At 60.6% G+C, this 18549-nt stretch carries 17 protein-coding genes; 5 read left to right on the forward strand and 12 right to left on the reverse strand.

All coding sequences use genetic code 11. The features are described from left to right. Positions 1 to 339 precede the first annotated feature (339 nt). The 3 genes from ACSPX5_RS24040 to ACSPX5_RS24050 form a co-directional block, all read right to left on the reverse strand. Positions 340 to 804 (reverse strand): inhibitor of vertebrate lysozyme family protein, encoded by a 465-nt coding sequence (locus ACSPX5_RS24040; RefSeq protein ID WP_207867349.1) that lies wholly within the window; start codon positions 802 to 804, stop codon positions 340 to 342. Between the two features lie 2 nt (positions 805 to 806). Continuing rightward, entirely contained in the window at positions 807 to 971 is a 165-nt protein-coding gene (locus ACSPX5_RS24045) for a DUF1328 domain-containing protein (RefSeq protein ID WP_003177151.1), read from the reverse strand. Between the two features lie 67 nt (positions 972 to 1038). After that, a complete protein-coding gene (locus tag ACSPX5_RS24050) occupies positions 1039 to 1323 on the reverse strand; it encodes a hypothetical protein (RefSeq protein ID WP_323159620.1) in 285 nt (94 codons plus the stop codon). A 427-nt stretch (positions 1324 to 1750) separates the two neighbouring features. Between ACSPX5_RS24050 and algB the strand changes: the two genes are divergently transcribed. Together algB and ACSPX5_RS24060 are read left to right on the forward strand one after the other, a co-directional pair. Beyond that, positions 1751 to 3097 (forward strand): sigma-54-dependent response regulator transcription factor AlgB, encoded by a 1347-nt coding sequence (gene algB / locus ACSPX5_RS24055; RefSeq protein ID WP_096822414.1) that lies wholly within the window; start codon positions 1751 to 1753, stop codon positions 3095 to 3097. Positions 3098 to 3107: 10 nt separating this feature from the next. Then, positions 3108 to 4898: a KinB sensor domain-containing domain gene (locus tag ACSPX5_RS24060; protein WP_169428248.1), complete on the forward strand. Its 1791-nt coding sequence runs from the start codon at positions 3108 to 3110 to the stop codon at positions 4896 to 4898. On the opposite strand, the gene ACSPX5_RS24065 is transcribed toward ACSPX5_RS24060, so the two are convergent. The 7 genes from ACSPX5_RS24065 to ACSPX5_RS24095 all read right to left on the reverse strand — a co-directional run bounded on the left by ACSPX5_RS24065 (position 4895) and on the right by ACSPX5_RS24095 (position 12242). After that, positions 4895 to 6511 (reverse strand): EAL domain-containing protein, encoded by a 1617-nt coding sequence (locus tag ACSPX5_RS24065; protein ID WP_169428249.1) that lies wholly within the window; start codon positions 6509 to 6511, stop codon positions 4895 to 4897. The two genes, ACSPX5_RS24060 and ACSPX5_RS24065, sit on opposite strands and share 4 nt — an antisense overlap. A 72-nt stretch (positions 6512 to 6583) precedes the next feature. Then, a complete protein-coding gene (locus tag ACSPX5_RS24070; RefSeq protein ID WP_439820389.1) occupies positions 6584 to 7363 on the reverse strand; it encodes an N-acetylmuramoyl-L-alanine amidase in 780 nt (259 codons plus the stop codon). 95 nt (positions 7364 to 7458) lie between these two features. Continuing rightward, positions 7459 to 9561 carry a diguanylate cyclase gene (locus ACSPX5_RS24075; RefSeq protein WP_439820390.1) on the reverse strand — a complete coding sequence of 701 codons (2103 nt, stop codon included), beginning with the start codon at positions 9559 to 9561 and terminating at the stop codon, positions 7459 to 7461. Next, entirely contained in the window at positions 9558 to 10436 is an 879-nt protein-coding gene (locus ACSPX5_RS24080) for an endonuclease/exonuclease/phosphatase family protein (RefSeq protein ID WP_169428252.1), read from the reverse strand. The genes ACSPX5_RS24075 and ACSPX5_RS24080 overlap by 4 nt, the downstream gene beginning before the upstream one ends. 14 nt (positions 10437 to 10450) lie before the next feature. Next, on the reverse strand, positions 10451 to 11092 hold the full coding sequence (locus ACSPX5_RS24085; RefSeq protein ID WP_085713046.1) for a thiol:disulfide interchange protein DsbA/DsbL: 642 nt from the start codon (positions 11090 to 11092) through the stop codon (positions 10451 to 10453). Between the two features lie 200 nt (positions 11093 to 11292). Continuing rightward, positions 11293 to 11904, reverse strand: coding sequence for a c-type cytochrome (locus ACSPX5_RS24090; protein ID WP_169428253.1), 612 nt, complete (start codon positions 11902 to 11904; stop codon positions 11293 to 11295). A gap of 32 nt (positions 11905 to 11936) precedes the next feature. Continuing rightward, a complete protein-coding gene (locus ACSPX5_RS24095; protein ID WP_085713044.1) occupies positions 11937 to 12242 on the reverse strand; it encodes a c-type cytochrome in 306 nt (101 codons plus the stop codon). A gap of 191 nt (positions 12243 to 12433) precedes the next feature. On the opposite strand from ACSPX5_RS24095, the gene yihA reads away from it, so the two are divergent. After that, complete coding sequence (gene yihA / locus ACSPX5_RS24100) at positions 12434 to 13078, forward strand: ribosome biogenesis GTP-binding protein YihA/YsxC (RefSeq protein WP_169428254.1); 645 nt, start codon at positions 12434 to 12436, stop codon at positions 13076 to 13078. A gap of 285 nt (positions 13079 to 13363) precedes the next feature. Here yihA and polA read toward each other — a convergent pair whose 3' ends face one another. Continuing rightward, positions 13364 to 16168, reverse strand: a complete 2805-nt coding sequence (polA, locus tag ACSPX5_RS24105) for a DNA polymerase I (RefSeq protein WP_439820391.1) — start codon at positions 16166 to 16168, stop codon at positions 13364 to 13366. Between the two features lie 74 nt (positions 16169 to 16242). On the opposite strand from polA, the gene ACSPX5_RS24110 reads away from it, so the two are divergent. Next, positions 16243 to 16533, forward strand: a complete 291-nt coding sequence (locus tag ACSPX5_RS24110) for a DUF2782 domain-containing protein (RefSeq protein ID WP_323159617.1) — start codon at positions 16243 to 16245, stop codon at positions 16531 to 16533. 60 nt (positions 16534 to 16593) lie between these two features. Next, complete coding sequence (locus ACSPX5_RS24115) at positions 16594 to 17547, forward strand: homoserine kinase (protein WP_169428256.1); 954 nt, start codon at positions 16594 to 16596, stop codon at positions 17545 to 17547. Positions 17548 to 17588: 41 nt separating this feature from the next. On the opposite strand, the gene ACSPX5_RS24120 is transcribed toward ACSPX5_RS24115, so the two are convergent. After that, positions 17589 to 18509 carry a zinc ABC transporter substrate-binding protein gene (locus ACSPX5_RS24120; protein ID WP_207867336.1) on the reverse strand — a complete coding sequence of 307 codons (921 nt, stop codon included), beginning with the start codon at positions 18507 to 18509 and terminating at the stop codon, positions 17589 to 17591. Positions 18510 to 18549 lie beyond the last annotated feature (40 nt).

The raw sequence follows: 18549 nt of genomic DNA on the forward strand, positions 1-18549 counted from the left end.
ACTAAATGTCCGACTTACTCGATCGACTCTTTCTAGATATACGGTCGCCAGGAAACACCGCGAAATGCTTTCGCACGCAGTGTGAGCGATAAAACGACGAGCTGAACGCTCTGGATCAACGTTTTGTCACGTTGAAAGCTCAGCGCAAGTCCGTCGAACCGTTCCAGTTGGCGAACTTGCGTCGCAGCTTTTACCCTGACCCGGCCCTCATCGCAGGCACTCCCTGTACCCGTAGGTCACTCCGACCCTGCAACAGTCAGAACGTCCCGGCCCCCTGGTCATGCACCGGCCTTCCTCGGGCGGGTGCAATGGAGGACAGCCTTTCAGCTGCCCTCATGTTCAATACCAGTTCGGATCTTTCTTGAGCGTTTCCATCAACAGATCCTGCATGCCCTGATCGGGTTTGCCGAGGAAGCGGTAGGTGGCATGTCGCGTTGGCGACTTGTCGGCCGGCAGTCCTTCAGGCACATCGACGAGCATGGCGTAAGCGTGTTTCTTGTCGAAGCTGAACGCGACGATCAAGCGGTGGTTGAGGCACTTGTCCTGCGATTCGCAGAGCGGCCCGACCAGGTACTTGTCGCCATCTTCAGTGACGGCATTCATCTGTTGGTCTGGCGTACCGGAGAGGTTCATCACCCATTCCGGCAGGCGTTCTTCCTTCTTCACCACGCCTTCCCAGGTCTCCCTGTATTGCGGGTCTGAACTCAACAGTTCGTTGACCCGCGTCTGGCCATCATTGGCCGCCATCGCCATGGCACTGCCGCCCAGAAGCAGGGCGGCTGCCAGTGTCTTTAGAGCACTCATGGTCAACCTCGGCCGCGACGGCCGAAAAAGAACGAGGCGATGAACATCACCAGGAATACGACAAAGAGAATCTTGGCGATACCCGTGGCGGTGCCCGCGATACCACCGAAGCCCAGTACCGCAGCGATGATGGCAATGATCAGGAATGTGATTGCCCAGCTCAACATGGTGATTCTCCTTGTTTCTATTTAGGGATGTTGCCGGTCTCGGCGCAGCGGCGCCCAGATTCGTGGATCAGAAAACCCAGCGTTCTTCACGCGGCATGTCGCCCAGCGGCTGAGGCTGGTCGACATCCATCATGCGCATTGCGCCGCTATCGGCGTGGCTACTGCTGACGGCGCTGAAGTGTGTCTGCGTCGCGTGTTGCATCGAAATCAGGGGTTCAGGGTGCTGACTCTGTTCCCAGCGCAGGTACTGCTGGCAGGCGAGCAGGGTGATCAACAGCGCGAGTGCGCCAAACAGGCCCTGCTGAAGATGCAGGGGCGAGATACGCAGTTGGGCGGCACGTTGGCGAGTCATCCTGGGTTCCTCACTCTTATTGGGTTAGGGCAGTGCTTATCTGCCCGGGCTGAGAGAGGTATTGCAGCCGGCATGCCAGCTTTTTTGTTTAAAAAAACTCAATAAAATCAGATAGTTATTAGTGGTGTGAAAATTTATGACGACGCATCCTGCACGATGGGTCATCCACGGTCGTGCGAAATGCACGAATGTTTCGTAGGAGAAATCATTCTTTTTGAATTGAGAGCAGGGTGTGGATGTCAGAAACATAAGCAGGCAAATGCCTGAAAAGCGCCGATTTGGAAAAAAACCAACAAAATCAGCGAATTAGCCGTTAGGGCAGGAGAGAGCTACCCTGCTATGACTGGAATCGATCAGAATCAACCATGCAACTTGCCCGATTTTTCCGGGACTAACCCAAGACATTCACTTATGGAGCGTAGGAAAAATGGAATCAGCCACTGAGCATCAAGGCCGCATTCTGCTGGTGGATGATGAATCCGCCATCCTGCGAACCTTCCGTTATTGCCTCGAAGACGAAGGCTATACGGTTGCCACCGCCAACAGCGCGGCCCAGGCTGATGCGCTGTTGCAGCGTCAGGTGTTCGATCTGTGCTTCCTTGATCTGCGCCTCGGCGAAGACAACGGTCTCGACGTGCTGGCGCAGATGCGCATTCAGGCGCCATGGATGCGGGTGGTGATCGTCACCGCCCATTCGGCTGTCGATACGGCGGTCGATGCCATTCAGGCCGGTGCCGCCGACTATCTGGTCAAACCCTGCAGCCCTGACCAGTTGCGCCTGGCCACCGCCAAGCAGCTTGAAGTACGCCAGCTGTCTGCGCGTCTGGAAGCCCTCGAAGGCGAGATTCGCAAACCCAGGGACGGACTCGATTCCCACAGCCCGGCGATGAAAGTCGTTCTGGAAACGGCGCGGCAAGTGGCGAGTACCGACGCCAATATCCTGATCCTCGGCGAGTCCGGCACCGGTAAAGGTGAACTGGCCCGGGCCATTCACGGCTGGAGCAAGCGCGAGAAGAAATCCTGCGTCACCATCAATTGCCCGTCGCTGACTGCTGAACTGATGGAAAGCGAGCTGTTCGGTCACAGTCGCGGCGCGTTTACCGGGGCCAGCGAAAGCACCCTGGGCCGGGTCAATCAGGCAGATGGCGGTACGCTGTTTCTCGACGAGATCGGCGATTTTCCTCTGACGTTGCAACCCAAGTTGCTGCGTTTCATCCAGGACAAGGAATACGAGCGGGTAGGGGATCCGGTCACCCGCCGCGCCGATGTACGCATTCTCGCGGCGACCAACCTCAACCTTGAAGACATGGTGCGCGACGGTCGTTTCCGAGAAGACCTGCTGTATCGCCTGAACGTCATCACCCTGCATTTGCCTCCATTGCGCGAGCGGGCCGAAGACATCCTGACCCTGGCCGACCGCTTCCTGGCCCGCTTCGTGAAGGAATATGCCCGTCCCGCCCGCGGCTTCAGCGACGAGGCCCGGGAAGCGCTGTTGGGTTACCGCTGGCCAGGCAACATCCGTGAGCTGCGCAACGTGGTCGAGCGGGCGAGCATCATTTGTCCGCAGGAGCGTGTAGAGATCAGCCACCTCGGCATGGCTGAACAGCCGGCCAACAATGCCCCGCGGGTTGGCGCGGCCCTGAGTCTCGATGAGCTCGAGAAGGCTCACATCGGCGCGGTGCTGGCGACCGCCGGCACCCTCGACCAGGCTGCCAAGACTCTCGGGATCGATGCCTCGACCCTGTATCGCAAGCGCAAGCAGTACAACCTGTGAGCGTGCGCCGATGAAACTGGCGATGAAGTTGCGGACCCGCTTGTTCCTGAGCATTTCCGCGCTGATCACCGTGGCCTTGCTCGGGCTGATGCTCGGGCTGGTCAGCGTGATGCAAATGGCCGGTACTCAGGAGGCATTGATCCGCAACAATTTCGTCACCCTCGATCTGGGGCTCAAGCTGCGTCAGACCTTGGGCGATCAATTGATCATGATGCTGGCCGAGAAGCCCGATCCGGTGGCCTTCGAAGCGTCCAAGCAGCGTTACTTCGAACTGCTCGACGAGGGCATCGCCCAGGAACAGAAAGACGATGGACGCCAGTACGGGTTCAGTCAGGCCAAGGCGGATTATCTGAATTTCCTCCAGGCGTTCGATGTTTCCCGCGACCCTGCTGCAGCCCTGAGTGGCAGTGGCGATCTGCGCGAGCGCTTCAACACCCTGCGCAACGGGTTGATCGCCGAGCACAAGCACGCGCTGGATAACATCAACTCCGTACAACACGCCGCCCGCGACCGGGCCTTGCTGATTGCCGGCCTGCTCGGGCTGGTGGGGCTGGCGGTGTTGATCATCGGTTTCATCACCGCCCAGGGGATTGCCCGCCGGTTTGGGGCTCCGATCGAAGCCCTGGCGAAAGCGGCAGACAACATCGGCCAAGGCAATTTCGAAGTAACCCTGCCGGTGTCCTCGGCCATGGAAATCAATCTGCTGACCCGGCGCTTCGGGTTGATGGCCGAAGCCCTTCGCGAGCATCAGGCGACCAATGTCGACGAACTGCTGGCCGGCCAGCAGCGCTTGCAGGCGGTGCTCGACAGCATCGACGACGGTCTGCTGATGATCGACCGTCAGGGGCACCTTGAGCACTTGAACCCGGTGGCACAGCGACAACTGGGCTGGGACAGTGACCGTTTCGGCCAGGGACTGGGCAGCGCCTTGCAGCGTCCGGAACTGGATGCGCAACTGCAACTGGTATTGCGCGGCGGCACCCTTGAGCGCGCACCGGAAGACTTGAGCGTCGAGGTCGATGGCGAATCCCGGCTGCTGACTTATAGCCTGACCCCGGTCAGCCATACCCAGGGCCATATTCTCGGCGCGGTGATGGTGCTGCACGATGTCACCGAACAGCGCGCGTTCGAGCGGGTGCGCAGCGAATTCGTGCTGCGTGCTTCCCACGAACTGCGTACGCCGGTGACCGGCATGCACATGGCGTTCGGGCTGTTTCGTGAGCGGGCAAAGTTCCCGGCGGAGTCCCGTGAGTCCGATCTGCTCGATACTGTCAACGAAGAGATGCAGCGCTTGATGCAGTTGATCAATGATCTGCTGAATTTTTCGCGCTACCAGAGCGGCCTGCAGAAACTCACGCTGGCGCCGTGTTCCATCGAGGATTTGCTGGCCCAGGCGCAATTGCGTTTTGCCGATGCGGCTGCGCAGAAGGGGGTGGCGTTGAATGTCGAGGTGCAGAGCCCTTTGCCACGTTTGCAGGCCGATCAGGCCCAGTTGGATCGAGTCCTGGACAACCTGATCGACAACGCCTTGCGCCACACCGCCCGCGACGGGCAGATTCGCTTGCAGGCGCGCCGCCACGGCGAGCGGGTGATTATCAGTGTCGAGGACAATGGTGAAGGTATTGCCTACGGCCAGCAGGGCCGGATTTTCGAACCTTTCGTACAGGTCGGGCGCAAGAAGGGTGGCGCCGGGCTCGGATTGGCATTGTGCAAGGAAATTGTCCAGCTGCATGGTGGGCGGATGGGCGTCTATTCGCGGCCGGGGCAGGGCACGCAGTTCTACATGGCGCTGGCAGTTTAGGCTTCGTCGTCCATCCGGCGGCCGGCGAGCCGTCGTCCTCGGGTGATCAGCTCAATGAATTGCACGGCGCTCAAGGCATGGGCGAACAGCCAGCCCTGACCGAACTTCACGCCTTCGCTGCTGAGCAGCGCCGCCTGGGATTCATATTCGATACCCTCGGCGATCACTTTCAGATCCAGTGCCTGAGCCATGTGAATGATGTGCGGCGCGACACCGCTGCTGGCCGCGTCATGGCCGAGGGCGTCGATGAAGGCCTTGTCGATTTTCAGGCAGTCCACCGGCAGGGTCTGCAGGTAGGCGAGGCTGCAATAGCCGGTGCCGAAATCGTCGATCAGCACTTGGTGGCCCACATCGCGCAACGCTTGCAGGTTTTCCCGGGCCACCACTACATCGATCAGGCCGCGCTCGGTCACTTCAAATGCGATTTGCCGCGCCGCCACCCGATGCAGGCTCAGCAGCCGCGCCATGACCTGGCCGATGCGCGGCACCATCACATCGCATGCCGCCAGATTCACTGAGATATACAACTGCGGATTGGCCCGCAGCAGTTGGCCCAGTTGCTCCAACAGGCGCTGGAGGACGAAGTCCGTCATCTGGCGAATCTGCCCGGTGTTTTCCGCCATCGGGATGAACAGATCGGGACTGGTCAGCGTGCCATCCGGCCGGCGCCAGCGCAGCAGGGCTTCGGCGCCGACGCAGTTGCGGCTGTCGAGATCGAAGATCGGTTGATACAAAACCTGCAGTTCGCCCCGGCGAATGGCTCCGTGCAGTTCGGCGTCCAGTGACTGGCGCTGGCGCACGACCCAGAACACCACCACCCCCACCAATGCACCCAGCACCACACAGAACGGCACCATCCACCACCACAATTGCGGGATATGCATGCCGGTACGCGGTGTGATCAATACCAATTGATATTCCGGATTGTCGGTCGGCATGCGATAGATGAGACGGGTCTGAGTCACCTGCAGCGCGTCGGTGGATTGCGGCGGCCACGGTTCAGTCGGCGGCCAGGCCTGTGGCACGCCGAGCACCGGAATCGCCCGGGTCCCGTGATCCAGCACCACCAGCAGGCTGCTGTCGGGGGACAGGTCGACCATGTCGGTCAAATGCCCGCGAGAGGTGGCCACACGAAAGTTGCCGCGTCCGAGCATCAGCGCCGCGCGGTTTTCGTCGGGTTCGGTGGTGGTGTTCAGCCAATAGCTGTAGGTCGGGCCCTTGATGTCCGGCGGACGGACGACTGACAGGCCTTCCTGGCGCGGACGGTTCGAGCAGATGCGCGAAGCATCCATGTAGGCCGCTTCATAGACAAAGCGATAGTTGAAGGTCACCTGCTGCAACGTAGCGATCATCTCGTCGTCGCAGCTGCGCAGGGGCTGGGCCTCGAGGTCGTCGAGGCTTTCACGCAACTGGCCGAACAACTGCTCCAGGCGGGCCAGGAAGCGCTCACCCTGGGCGTTCATTTCCTGGCTTTCGCTCTGTTCGACCTGGTGCATAGCCACGAACAACCCGCCAGTGATCAGCAGGCCTGCGCTGAGGACAGCCGCCAGCATCGCCAGAAACCACGGACGATAAAACCAGCTGCGCAGTGTCTCTCGGGTGGCAACCATCATGGATATCCGAAGAGTTACCAATGAGTTATAGCTGCTGATTGCCTTTTCGCCCTGACCGTCGGGCGGGCGTCATTATTTTGTCTGATTCAACACCAGCAGCAACGCTGCGGTTTGCGCGTCCGGCGTGCCGTCGAAGCGGGAGGGGCGGAAGTGCATCTGAAAGGCTGCGAGAACATGACGGGTTGCCACATCCAGTTCGCCGTTCTGCGGCGTCGCGTAACCCAGGCGTGCCAGTTGTGTCTGGAACCAGCTGATGCTCGGCAACTCGACGTCGAAACGAACTTGCTGACGGGCTACCGCCTGCTCATCGGGCCACAAGCCAAGGCCTTCGGCAGCCAGGCGCTTCCACGGGAACAATGGGCCCGGATCAAGCTTGCGCAGCGGTGCGATATCGCTGTGACCGATGATGTGATCCGGGCTGATCCCGTTGCGTTTACTGATGTCCCGGAGCAGCACGATCAGCGACTGTACCTGGGCCTCACTGTATGGATACCACACGCGTCCGGTCGGCGTGTCCTTGAAGCCTGGGTTGACGATTTCGATGCCGATGGAGCTTGAGTTCAGCCAGGTACGGCCTTGCCATTCGCTTTCGCCGGCATGCCAGGCACGGAGGTTTTCGTCCATCAGCTTGTAGATCGTGCCGTTCCTGTCATCGCCGATCAGGTAGTGGCTGCTGACTTCACCGTGGGTCAGTAGTTGCAGTGAACGCTCAAGGGAGGCGGAGGTGTAATGCACGATCACGAATTGCGCGCGGCTGTCGTGATTGGCAGAAGGATGGCTGGTGTCGTAGCGCGGTCCGCTGGCACAACCGGACAGAATGAGCAGCGATGCGATGAGGGCAAGGAATTTCATGGCAGTACACGTCAGTCAGTAATGCAACAGTGTAACGTACTGACTTGCATGCGAACGGCAAAAGGGCTTATTTAAATGAAATGGAACAATTGTCTTCAGCCCAGCTCGACCCGGTTACGTCCTGCATTTTTTGCCCGGTACAGTGCCTGATCGGCTCTTTTGAGTACAAGATCGCTGTGTTCTCCTGGCCTGAACGCTGCCAGTCCCATTGAAATGGTGATCGTCACCCGCTCGCCCTTGAAGTGAAACGGGCAGGCCTCGATGGCGGCGCGCAGGGTTTCCAGCAGTTTGGCACCGACGGCCGGCGTGGTGGCCGGCAGGAGCAGGACGAACTCCTCGCCACCGAACCGGGCAATGAAATCGCTGTCACGCAGGCGCTTGCGCAGCACTGTGGCGATGATCTTCAACACCTTGTCGCCGGCCAGGTGCCCGTAGCTGTCGTTGATCCGTTTGAAGTGATCAAGGTCGAGCATGGCCAGGCTCAGGGTATTGCCATGCTGCTGCCATTGGGCGATTTCGTGGTCGAGCCGTTCGCCCCAGGCGGCGCGGTTGGGCAGCCCGGTAAGCGGATCGATCAGGGCTTTCTGGCGTTGCTCTTCAAGGTGTTCGCGGTAGCCGAGGGCTTCCTGCTCCATATGCGCCACGCGTTCGGCGAGGCTCTTCAAGCGGCCAGCCACCTCCTGTTCACGGGCGTCGCGCTGTTTCTGATGCTGGTCCATCGTGCCGAGCAGGCCTTCGAGGTGGTTTTCCAATACCTGCTTGAGGTCGTCCAGGTCCGCCGCTTCCTGCACGCTGTTCTGCAGACCGTCGACCTGTTCACGGATCTGCGTGTCCATCGCTCGCGCCGCAGAGCTGTTGTCGGCGTGACCTTCGCTGGCGGCCTGCAGGTTGCTCTGGAACGCTTCGAGGCGTTCGTTGAGCTGCTGCAGATAGGCCTCGAATTCGTGCTGGCCGCTATCGGTGATGGCCAGCATCAACGTCGCCAGATCGTCGAGGATCGGCAGCAATTCGTACCAGTTCAAGCCATTTTTCAGCCGGTCACGCATGGCTTCGGCTTGCGGGCGGTGACGCTCCGGCAGGGTCAGGTCATCCAGCAGCCCGATCAGCGTGTCTTCGATGTGCTTGGCCACCGAGCTGTAGGAGGGTTCGGGCGAATCCGGCAGGGCGTAGAAAATGTCATGCTCGGACTGCTCCGGATCGATGGCCGCGAGGGCCTGCGCGATGGGCTCGGGCAGGGGCAGGCTGTCGAGGAAAACCGGGGGCGGGTTGTCGCCGGGGTGGATCAGTTCGTCAGGATTGATGGCCGTTGGTGCCGACGGAGTGAAGACCGGAGGCAGCGCGAAGGTTGGCGGCTCTGATTCCGGCCCGGCTGGTTCCGGTTCGCCGGGAGTGGTAACGACTTCTGGAGGGATCCGGACCGGCTCGAAGGCCACCACTTCCGGCTCTGCAACATGCTCTGGTGTTGATAGTGGTGCGGGTGCTGAAGCCTGCGTTGGTGCGACAAGAGGTATGGCTACCGGTGCTTCGCTGACAGTGGCGATGGCTGCCGGTTCGGCGATTGCGACAGGCGCTTCTGGCATTGGCGCGCTTTCAGGCGCAGCGGGTGGTTGCGCTGGCTGAACGGCTGGAGACTTCACGACAGGCTGAGCCGCAGATGCAGACGCTTCCTCGCTGTCGCGGCTGCCGAACAGGCGCTGCAACAATCCCGGACGTCCCGGTTCCGCCGGCGTCTCCAGTTGGCTCAACGCCTTGCCCTGCAAACCGCTGAGCTCGCTGAGCAGCAGCGGCATTTCCCGCGCCTGGCTGACCCGGCCATCAAGCTGCTTGGCGAATTTCTTCAGTGGCTGAGCGACATCCCGGGGCAGGGGGAGCGATTGCAGCTGAGCCACCAGCGAGTTCAGGGCGGTGCTGACCTGCTCGATCCGGGTTTCACGGCGTTGCTCGGAGTCGAGCACGGCTTTTTCAAGACGCGGCAACAGGGCGGCGAGTCTGGCATCCATGTCGTCGGTGCGCACCACGTCGCGCATTTCCTTCATGCATTGGTCGACCACGCGGTCGGTGCCTTCCGCCGCGAGAGTGCTACGCACCAGGCCGCGGCGCAGCAGGTCGAGCCGGGCGTCCCATCGACGTTCGAGCTTTTCCTGTTGTTCGATGCTTTTGAGGTATTTCTCTTTCCAGCGCTGGGCTTCGTCGCTCATTCAGGCGTTCCGCGAGGGGCAGGACTCAACGCGGGCAATGCATCGGCCGTGAGCGAACCCGGCAGACGAATCTCTACCGCGACGGGCAGGTGATCGGAAATCGGTTGGGCCAGCACTTCGACCTTTTCCAGGGTCAGGGTCGGGCTGAGCAGAATATGGTCCAGGCAACGCTGCGGGCGCCAGCTGGGGAATGTCGCTTCGAGTTGCGGAGCCAGCAGGCCGAGGTCGCGCAAGGGCGAGTGCTGCAGCAGGTCGCTGGCATGGGTGTTCATGTCACCCATCAGCACCTGATGCTTGTAGCCGCCGATCAGCTCGCGGATATAGGCCAGTTGCAGGGTGCGTACCCGGGCGCCGAGCGCCAGGTGCATCATCACCACCACCAGTGCCTCGGGACCTTCGCCGAAGCGCACCAGAATCGCCCCGCGACCTTTCGGTCCCGGCAGCGGATGGTCTTCGATCGCCCACGGACGCAGACGGCTGAGCACACCGTTGCTGTGCTGGGCCAGTCGGCCGAGGTTGCGATTGAGTTGTTGGTACCAGTAGGGGAAGGCGCCGAGCTGAGCCAGGTGTTCGACTTGATTGACGTAGCCTGAACGCAGGCTGCCGCCATCGGCTTCCTGCAGGGCGACCAGATCGAAGTCACCGAGCAGATTGCCGATCTTCTGCAGATTGCCGGAACGGCCGGGGTGCGGCAGCAGATGCTGCCAGCTGCGAGTCAGGTAGTGCCGATAACGCTCGGTACTGATGCCGACCTGGATATTGAAGCTGAGCAAGCGCAAACGGCTGTCTGCGGGCAGGCCCGTGGATTCCAGGTGATGCTCGTTGACCTGCGGATCATGCAGGCCGACGAGACGTTCGGTTCCCCAGCGGCGCATGGCGACAGCCGCGCTTAGTTGGCGGCTGCCTTGTTGGCCGCTCGCTCTTTGGCAACCAGTTGGTCAGCCAGTTTCAGTGCTTCTTCGGCGCCGCCGGCAGAGCCGATGTCAAAGCGGTACTTGCCGTTGACGATCATGGTTGGAACGCCGGAGATTTCATATTTCTTGGCCAGTTCACGAGCCTTGACGATCTGGCCCTTGATGGCAAAGGAGTCGAAAGTGGCCAGGAACTTGTCCTTGTCCACGCCCTGGGTGGCGAGGAAGTCGGCCATGTCGTTCTTGTCGGTCAGCTTCTTGTGTTCTTTCTGGATCGCGTTGAACACGGCAGCGTGAACGCTGTGCTCGACACCCATGGCTTCCAGGGTCAGGAACATCTGACCGTGAGCGTCCCACGGGCCGCCGAACATGGCAGGGATGCGTACGAAGTTGACGTCGGAAGGCAGTTTTTCAACCCATGGATTGATCACCGGCTCGAACGCGTAGCAGTGCGGGCAGCCGTACCAGAACAGCTCCACCACTTCGATCTTGCCAGGCACGGCAACCGGTACCGGGTTGCTCAGTTCGACGTAAGGGGCAGCAGGGGCTTCGGCGGCCTGGGCGGTCACGCCGAACAGGCTGGCAGCGACGAGGGCGGCGCTGATGATCAGATTACGCATGCTTTACTCCTGGACAATTTTGGTCGCCTCGCGCGACCTGTTTTCAGACAGATCCTGGCGGGCATGAGTTCTGTAGTGTAACGGCAGCGGCCACAAAAAAGGGCGGCCAAAGCCACCCTTTTTATACTTCATGCAACGGATTAATCGAGCGTTAACGTGGCAGGCATGGGCCATCGCACGCAACCCTCGAATCGCGCGTCTTAGTGCAGGCCTTGAATGTAGCTGGAGACCGCCGCGATGTCCTCGTCGCTCAGCTTGCGAGCTATGGTGCGCATAGTCATGGCATCGCCGTCGTTGCTGCGACCGGCCTCTTCCTTGCGGAAATCGGTCAGCTGCTTGGCGATGTATTGAGCGTGCTGGCCACCCAGGTGCGGGAAGCCGGCGGCGGCATTGCCCGCGCCGTTCGGCGAGTGGCAACCGGTGCAGGCGGGCAGGCCTTTTTCCAGGTTTCCGCCACGGAACAGGGCTTCACCGCGAGCGACGATCTTCGGATCGGCGGCGCCGACGCTGCCTTTCTGGCTGGCGAAATAGGCGGCGATGTCAGAGAGGTCCTGATCGCTAAGATTGGTCAGCAGCCCGGTCATTTCCAGAACGGTGCGCTTGCCCGACTTGATGTCGTGCAGCTGCTTGGTCAGGTAGCGTTCACCCTGTCCGGCCAGTTTTGGAAAGTTTGGCGCCATGCTGTTGCCATCCGGGCCATGGCAAGCCCCGCATACGGCCGCTTTCGCCTGGCCTGCGGCGGCATCGCCTGCAGCATGGGCGAAGCCTGAGATTCCCACGGTCAACAGCAGACTCACGATCAGTTTGTTCATCAGCTAATCCAACTACGGCTAAGGGTTAAGAGTTATGGACCGGGTTTACTTCCGCTCATCCAAAGGATGATGGCCTGGTAATCCTCGGCACTGCAGTCCATGCACAAACCACGCGGCGGCATCGCCTTGAAACCCTGGGTCACGTGTTGCACCAGCGTCTCCATACCTTTCGCCAACCTCGGCGTCCAAGCTTCCTGATCGCCTCTTCTGGGCGCCATGGGTAGTTGGCCGGAATGACAGGCACCACAAACACGGTTGTACACGGCTTCCGGATCCTGTGTAGCCTGTGCGCTGTAAAGCGGCATCAGAACTCCGGCAGCCAGCAGCCATTTCGTCATAAAACGACCTTTTCAGGGTTGAGAGCGATCTGCGTTCTGTTGCGCAATCCAAGTCTGTCGCTCTCGTGAACTTCATCCTTCGCTGGGACAAAGCACACACAAAATCTGCGGCATTATATACTGGCGTCACTGAAACGGAAGCGACACCGCGTTCCGCGCCCAATCCCGGCGCCGCCCACATCGGAAATCCCATGCAACTCAAGAATCCCATCCTCGGCCTGTGCCAACAGTCCACGTTCATGCTCAGTGCCGCCAAAGTCGATCAGTGCCCCGACGACGAAGGCTTCGAAGTGGCGTTCGCCGGTCGCTCCAACGCCGGTAAATCCAGCGCGCTGAACACTTTGACTCACGCCAGCCTGGCGCGCACCTCGAAAACCCCGGGTCGCACACAGCTATTGAACTTCTTCAAGCTAGACGATGAACGGCGTCTGGTCGACCTGCCGGGCTATGGTTATGCAAAAGTACCGATCCCGCTCAAGCAACACTGGCAGCGTCACCTCGAGGCTTACCTCGGTGGCCGCGAGAGTTTGAAGGGGCTGATTCTGATGATGGACATCCGTCATCCAATGACCGACTTCGACCTGCTGATGCTCGATTGGGCGGTTGCGGCCGGTATGCCGATGCACATTCTGCTGACCAAGGCGGACAAGCTGACCTACGGCGCAGCCAAGAACACGCTGCTCAAGGTGCAGTCGGAAATCCGTAAGGGGTGGGGCGACCTGGTGACAATCCAGCTGTTCTCCGCACCAAAACGCATGGGCCTGGAAGAGGCTTACACCAAACTGGCAGGCTGGATGGAACTGGCGGATAAGGGCTCTGAGTTGCCTGCCGAGTAAATCGCAGGCAAAAAAAAGCCCCGGACTTCATATGGGGAGGGAGAAGTTCCGGGGTTCAAGTTCCGAACCGCTAGGGCGGGGTTCAGATATCTGCCAACACTTAACACAACATAGGAGCATCGAAGGGCTTCACCAGCCATTCAGTATCTCTGAGTGGCCTGTCGCAAGATTAGTTCAGATTCTTTTCAAAAAACTTTGGAATAAGCCCAAGAGCGATCAGAACTAAACCCCTTCCGATGCGTTTGCCGCGACGTCATGTCGCGGCAAAATCCGGTCCCAGAGGCCTCAGTGCGCCTCGTCCCAGTTGTTGCCAACCCCGACTTCCACCAGCAACGGCACGTCCAGTTTCGCCGCTTCGCTCATGTGCACGCGAATTTCGTCGCGAACCTGATCGACCAGATCCTCGCGAACCTCCAGCACCAGTTCGTCGTGCACCTGCAGAATGACTTTGGCGTCCAGCCCCGACGCAGTCAGCCAGTTATCCACCGCCACCATGGCTTTTTTGATGATGTCCGCTGCGGTGCCCTGCATCGGCGCGTTGATCGCCGTGCGTTCAGCGGCAGCGCGTTCCTGCGGCTTGTTGGAGTTGATGTCCGGCAGGTACAGACGGCGGCCGAAGATTGTTTCCACGTAGCCTTGATCGGCTGCCTGGGCGCGGGTGCGATCCATGTATTCACGAACGCCCGGGTAGCGCGCGAAGTAGGTGTCGATGTAGGCCTTGGCGGTCTTGGTGTCGACGCCGATGTCCTTGCCGAGCTTCTGCGCGCCCATGCCGTAGATCAGGCCAAAGTTGATCGCCTTGGCGCCACGGCGCTGGTCGGAGGACACTTCGTTCAGCTCGACCTTGAACACTTCGGCGGCGGTGGCGGTGTGCACGTCCAGATTGTTGCGGAAGGCGTTCATCAAGCCTTCGTCGCGGGACAGATGGGCCATGATCCGCAGTTCGATCTGCGAGTAGTCCGCCGCCAGCAGCTTGTAGCCTTTCGGTGCGATGAACGCCTGGCGGATGCGTCGGCCTTCAGCGGTGCGCACCGGAATGTTCTGCAGGTTCGGATCGCTCGACGACAGGCGACCGGTCGACGCGACGGCCTGATGGTACGAAGTGTGGATGCGCCCGGTACGCGGGTTGATTTGCTCCGGCAGGCGATCGGTGTAGGTGCTTTTCAGCTTGCTCATGGAACGGTGTTCCATCAGCACCTTTGGCAGGCGGTGGTCGTCTTCGGCCAGTTTCGCCAGCACTTCTTCGGCGGTGGATGGCTGGCCCTTGGCGGTCTTCTTCAGCACCGGCAGGCCAAGTTTTTCGTAGAGGATCACGCCCAGTTGCTTTGGCGAGCCGAGGTTGAATTCTTCACCGGCGATCTCGAAGGCTTCACGTTCCAGCGCGACCATCTTGTTGCCCAGCTCAATGCTCTGGATGCCGAGCAGTTCAGCGTCGACGAACGCGCCCTGGCGCTCGATGCGAGCGAGCACCGGCACCAGCGGGATCTCGATGTCGGTCAGCACGCTGGCCAGGCTCGGGATGGCGCTGAGCTTTTCGAACAGGGTCTGGTGCAGGCGCAGGGTCACGTCGGCATCTTCGGCGGCATACGGCCCGGCCTGTTCCAGGGCGATCTGGTCGAAGGTCAGCTGCTTGGCGCCTTTGCCGGCGATGTCCTGGAAGCTCACGGTGGTGTGATCCAAGTACTTCTGCGCCAGGCTGTCCATGTCGTGACGGGTGGCGGTGGAGTTGAGCACATAGGACTCAAGCATCGTGTCGAAGGCAATTCCGCGTACGGTGATGCCTTCATTCAGATCACCGCCGATGGCGCAATTGGCCAGGATGTTCATGTCGAACTTGGCGTGCTGGCCGACCTTGAGCTTGTTCGGGTCTTCCAGAATTGGCTTCAGAGCGCGCAGCACGGTGTCGCGATCCAGCTGCTCCGGCACGCCGATGTAGGAGTGGGTCAGTGGGATGTACGCCGCTTCGTTGGCCTGCACCGCGAAGGACAGACCGACCAGTTGCGCCTGTTGCGCGTCGATGCCGGTGGTTTCGGTGTCGAAGGCAAACAGCTTGGCGTTCTTCAGTTTTTCCAGCCAGACGTCGAAGCGCGCCTGATCGAGGATGGTCTCGTACGCGGCTTCAGCCGGAGCGGCAGGCGCTTCTTGCGCAGGCGCGCTGAACAGATCGCCGGCCGGTTCAGGCGCGACAGCGCTGCTCAGCTCCAGACGCTTGGCGTCGCGCTCCAGATCGTTGATCCAGCTCTTGAACTCCAGCAGGGTGTAAAGCTCAAGCAGCTTGGCCGGATCTTCCGGGCCCATTTGCAGGTCGTCGAGGCCGATGTCCAGCGGCACGTCGACCTTGATGGTCGCCAGTTGATAGGAGAGGAATGCCATCTCCTTGTGCTCTTCGAGCTTGGCTGGCAGGGTCTTGGCGCCGCGAATCGGCAGGGTCGGCACAATGTCGAGTTGCGCATACAGCTCGGTCAGGCCGCCGTTGACGCCCACCAGCAGGCCGGACGCGGTTTTCGGGCCGATGCCCGGAACGCCAGGGATGTTGTCGGAAGAATCGCCCATCAGGGCCAGATAATCGATGATCTGCTCCGGAGCGACGCCGAATTTCTCCTTCACGCCTTCCACATCCATCGAACTACCGGACATGGTGTTGACCAAGGTAATGTGGCCGTCGACCAGTTGCGCCATGTCCTTGTCGCCGGTGGAGATGATCACCGGGCGATCGGCAGCGGCGCTGCTGCGGGCCAGCGTGCCGATCACGTCATCGGCCTCGACGCCTTCGACGCACAGCAGCGGGAAGCCCAGAGCTTTGACGCTCTGGTGCAGCGGCTCGATCTGCAGGCGCATGTCGTCGGGCATGCTCGGGCGGTTGGCCTTGTATTCGGCGTACATCTCATCGCGAAATGTCCCGCCCTTGGCGTCGAATACCACGGCGAACGGGCTGTCCGGATATTGTTTGCGCAGGCTCTTGAGCATGTTCAGCACGCCCTTGACCGCACCGGTCGGCAGGCCTTTGGACGTGGTCAGCGGTGGCAGCGCGTGAAAGGCGCGGTACAGGTAAGACGAACCGTCCACCAGGACGAGGGGGGCTTGGCTCATGAGCAGGATCAACCTTTTCGGCGGGTCCGGCGCTAGAATAGCGGGACCGTTGACGACAAAGGGACAAGGTTATCATGCGTACGTTAAATCGCTTGCTGCTGGTCAGTTTGATTGCTGTCTCACCGTTGCCTGCGATCGCGGCGGATAATGCGCCGTCAGCGGAGCCGGAAGTCACCATCCGCACCGAGGGTGACAAGACCATCCAGGAGTACCGGCAGAACGGTTTCCTGTACGCGATCAAGGTGACCCAGAAGGGTTTCCCGCCCTATTTTCTGGTGCGTGCGGACGGTACTGATGCAAACTTCATCCGCTCGGACCAGCCGGATATGCTGATCCCCGCGTGGAAGATTTTCGAGTGGAAGTAGTTTCTTAATTTCAACCGGCGCCGGCTTGATGGCGGCGCCAGAACTGAGCAGTTTTTAACCATGTCTGTCTTCACCCCCCTGGCTCGGCCTGAGCTGGAAACCTTTCTCGCCCCATACGGGCTCGGCCGTCTGCTCGATTTCCAGGGGATCGCCGCCGGCAGCGAAAACACCAACTTCTTCATCAGCATGGAAAAGGGCGAGTTCGTCCTGACCCTGGTCGAACGTGGCCCGGTGCAGGAAATGCCGTTCTTCATCGACCTGCTCGACGTCCTGCACCAAGCCGATCTGCCGGTGCCCTACGCGCTACGCACCACCGACGGCGTGGCCCTGCGCGAGCTGAAAGGCAAGCCGGCACTGCTGCAACCGCGCCTGGCGGGCAAACACATCAAGCAGGCCAACGCCCAGCATTGCGCGCAGGTCGGTGACTTGCAGGCCCATCTGCACCTGGCGACCCAGGGTGACCAGATGATCAAGCGCAAGACCGATCGTGGCCTGGACTGGATGCTGGAAGAGGGCACGCAGTTTCTCTCGCACCTGAGCGATGAACCGCGCGCGCTGCTGCAAAGCGCGCTGGACGAAATCACCCAACAGAAAGAGAAAATTCTCGCGCTGCCCCGGGCAAACATCCACGCCGACCTGTTCCGTGACAATGCGATGTTCGAAGGCACGCACCTGACCGGACTGATCGACTTCTACAACGCCTGCTCCGGGCCGATGCTTTATGACGTGGCGATTGCCTTGAACGACTGGTGTTCGGACGATGACGGACTGATCGACGGCCCGCGTGCTCGGGCCTTGCTCGGTGCCTACGCGGCACTGCGTCCGTTCACGGCAGCCGAAGCCGAGCTGTGGCCGACCATGCTGCGAGTGGCGTGCGTGCGGTTCTGGCTGTCGCGGTTGATCGCGGCGGAATCGTTCGCCGGGCAGGATGTGCTGATTCACGATCCGAAAGAGTTCGAGCAGCGGCTGGCGCAGCGTCAGCAGGTCAGCACACCGCTACCTTTCGCCCTGTAAAAGAAAAAACCGCAGCCTGCGCAGGCTGCGGTTTTTTTGTATCAGAGCGATTCGAGGCAACCCGCCAGATCATTGCCCAGCTTCTCCAGCACTTGCTCGTAACCCTGAGCCGTCGCTGGTGTGTAACCGCCCAGCGCATCCAATTCCGCCAGTTTCACCGGCAGGCCCGCCACCAGGGTTTCGGCCAGGCGTGGGCGCAACGGTGGCTCACTGAACACGCAGGTCTTGCCGACTTCCTGCAATCGCGCGCGCATTGCCGCGACATGCTGGGCGCCCGGTTGCACTTCCGCCGCGACGCTGAACACGCCGGTGTGTTTCAAGCCGTAGGCATCTTCGAAGTAGTCGAAGGCTTCGTGGAAGACGAAGTAGGGTTTGCCTTCAATACCGGCCAGACGTTTCTTCAAACGCTGATCCAGCGCATCGAGACGCTCGTCGAACGCTTTGGCGTTGTGCTGATAGCGCTCGGCGTTGGCCGGGTCGGCGGCGCTCAGGTCAGCAGCCATTTTGTCGGCAATCACCCGCGCGTTCACTGGCGATAGCCACAAATGCGCATCGAGAGTACCTGGGCGGTGATCGTGATCATGTTCGTCGGCGTCTTCGGCGTGGGAGTGGCTGTCTTCGGCGAAGCGGCGCAGCTTCATGCCCGGGAGGTCCTGCACGGCGACGCTCGGCAACGTACGACCGTTCAGCACGCGAGGCAGGAAACCTTCCATGTCCGGGCCGATCCAGTACAGCAGGTCCACCGATTGCACCTTGCGCACATCGGACGGGCGCAACGCATAGTTATGCGGCGAGGCCCCCGGCGGCAGCAGCACTTCCGGAATCGCCACGCCGTCCTGCACCGCAGCGGCAATCAGTTGCAGTGGCTTGATGCTGGTGAGGACTCTGACTTCGGCCTGAGCCGAACCGATCAGCAGAAAACTGGCGACAAATGCCACAAAAACAGAAAAAAGTCGGGACACGATGACCACTCATGGAGGCGAGAACGGGTAACATAATAAC

The organism is Pseudomonas sp. HLG18 (assembly GCF_051903985.1).
Classification (GTDB): domain Bacteria; phylum Pseudomonadota; class Gammaproteobacteria; order Pseudomonadales; family Pseudomonadaceae; genus Aquipseudomonas; species Aquipseudomonas fluorescens_BT.